Genomic DNA, 2599 nt, shown 5'->3' on the forward strand with positions numbered 1-2599 from the left:
ACAAAAAAGGCGCCCGCAGGCGCCTTAGTCATTTACCTTTGGTGCAATAAACTACAGGCCACCCTCGACATTATCTGACTGCACAAAGACAAAGCCGACGCCATCGCCAGCATGAGTATCAATCGCATCGCGAAAGCCCGAGCCGCCCGCTGCCGCGGTACCATGACCATTGCGTACGCCGGCGTATGAAAAGCTCTGGTCCAAAGAGCCAATCGCCTCAGCAGTATCGTCCATTTCAGCCAATAAAGAGTCGCGCAGCGTGGTCATTCCAACCGTGACGCCAGCAACCATAATAGAACTCATCAGCGTTAATTCAGCAGCAAGGGCAAAACCGCCCTGCTTGCGCTTTAACGTCCCCTTAGAGGTGAAACCTTCATTCAATTTTTTCATTGATTTGCCTCAAACTATTTGCATTACAACATAGGTGATGTAAATGCGGGCCCAGCACCCTGCCAGCCAGCCCTTTGCTGCCACTGCCACGTGGCAATACGCGCGCATTATTAAAAGGTGGAATATCCGTATTACACAGCCTAGTCAAAACGAGCTATAACATCTAGAGCTTAGGTATTTATATCGCTCACCAGAACACTAACGAAATTGCTTAGTTTTCTCGATACGTATCAATACGCACTGTGAATTGATACGCATTTTGACAATCCTAAATTGCATATCAATTCAAGAAAACCGCCAGCCATACCCCGCTTAAACCCTCACTGCCGAACCAATAAATAGACCGCCAGGGCTTCACGATCAGACGCGCTCAATGGAAATACGGGCATCGGCGGTGTTGGCACTGTAAAAAAGGCGGCTAATTCAGCGACGGTATACCGCTCAGCTAAGCCCACTAATGGAATAGCTGATTCAGTTTTGCCGCTCATATGGCAACTACTGCAGAGGTGACTCCGGTAGACAATTTCCCCGCGCGCAAGCAAGTCGCGGCGCTGTTCGCCAGTATACGATGCCAAGCCACTGTCTCTGCGGCCCTGCGGTGGCGGCGCGAATGCCGATGACGCAAGGTCCGGCGCACCATCTTCGCCAATCGCAACACGATAGATTGAGCCTGAATAGTCATCTGATATAAAAATAGTGCCGTCGCGATCTTCAGCAATATCCACTGGACGCCCCAGCAAGGTATCACCCTGCAAGAAGCCACTTAAAAAGTCCTTTTCAACAATACTGCCATCGGCCTGCCAGTGCAGCGACACAACTTTATAGCCATCGGCAACGCTGCGATTCCACGAGCCGTGCAGGGCAACGAGCGCCGCTCGCTCAAAACCAGCAACCGCACTACGGCGTAAGAACCGAAGGCCCAGCGGCGCATTGTGCGCCCGGAATTCATGACTCGGTGGAATATTCTGCGCGACAGCACTGGCGTTCAACTCGCCAAGATCAGGGTCTGGCGTACTCGCGTTCACATAGGGCCAGCCGTAAAAGCCGCCCTCCTCTATGCGATTCAATTCACAGGGGGGAATATCATCGCCAAGCAAGTCGCGTCCATTATCCGTCGCGTACAGGCTATTATCCCAAGGCGCCCAGTCGAGGCCGACGCTATTTCGCAAACCGCTGGCGTATATCGAGAACTCGCTGCCGTCTGGCCGAAAACGCATTATGGTGGCGCGCTGCTGATCCACTTCCTCGCAGACATTACAGGTGGAGCCTGCGCTAAGGTATAGCCAGCCATCGCTGGAGGCGCGAACCGTCTTCGTCCAGTGGTTACCCTTATCCCCCAAACCCGAGACAATACGCCGGTAATTGCCAGAAACGGCGCCCTCAGTGCTATTAAACCCAATTTTTCCAACACCGTCGGACTCAGCCACATACAGCCAGCTTCCCGCAATATCCAAACCGTGAGGACGCGTTAATCCCGCCAACAGCACCCGCTGTCCATCTGGCAGGCCATCACCATTGCGGTCGCGCTCGAGCAAAAGTATTTCGCCACGCCGTGGCCGACTAACCAGTAGATCGCCTGAATCCGCCACCTTCAAAAAGCGAATTTTCCCCAAGCCAGTGGCATACAGGCTCACGCTAAAGCCGTCGGCCACTTCTAGGCGCTGCTTAATCGCGCTGGCGCTGGGCGCTTCTTCGCCATAACCAAACACCATATTGAGCATCACTTTTGAGGTAGTGCCCCACCCCGCTGGGCCAAACTGAATAAGCAGCCATGGTGTAAAAATAAGCAAACCAAGGATCACCGCTACGGTGACGAGTAATCGTTTAAACATTTTCATGGCTAAATGGCCCTGTTGCGGTAATTTAAGATACCAGCAAACCCGCCGTATACAAGAGGATTACGCCAGTACAGGGGTCACCAAGTAAAAAATTGTTATACTTCCACTCAAATTTTCAAGTCCGAAAACCAATAACTAGAGACAGTCAACCATGGTGAATATGGGAAGCAGCGACGGCGAAAAATGCCCTTTTGACTTAAGTTTTGAGCCAGACACCTTTAAACCCGTCGACTCGTTAGCTACCGAGTCGACGGTAGTATGTGTGACATGCCCTTAGTTGGTGTATTAGTCGAAGTCCACGACGACTATGTGATGCACGGTCACTGCGGCGCCGACAACAAGCCCGATGGCAATATAATACGCGGCACCAG

2 protein-coding genes are annotated in these 2599 nt (G+C 52.2%); both read right to left on the reverse strand.

Annotated elements, in window-relative coordinates:
- Nucleotides 1-51 precede the first annotated feature (51 nt).
- Nucleotides 52-390, reverse strand: a complete 339-nt coding sequence (locus ABYP33_RS18530) for a hypothetical protein (RefSeq protein WP_373092757.1) — start codon at nucleotides 388-390, stop codon at nucleotides 52-54.
- Between the two features lie 320 nt (nucleotides 391-710).
- Entirely contained in the window at nucleotides 711-2228 is a 1518-nt protein-coding gene (locus ABYP33_RS18535; RefSeq protein WP_373092759.1) for a PQQ-dependent sugar dehydrogenase, read from the reverse strand.
- Between the last annotated feature and the right edge of the window lie 371 nt (nucleotides 2229-2599).

Source organism: Zhongshania sp. (assembly GCF_041584495.1).
GTDB lineage: Bacteria > Pseudomonadota > Gammaproteobacteria > Pseudomonadales > Spongiibacteraceae > Spongiibacter.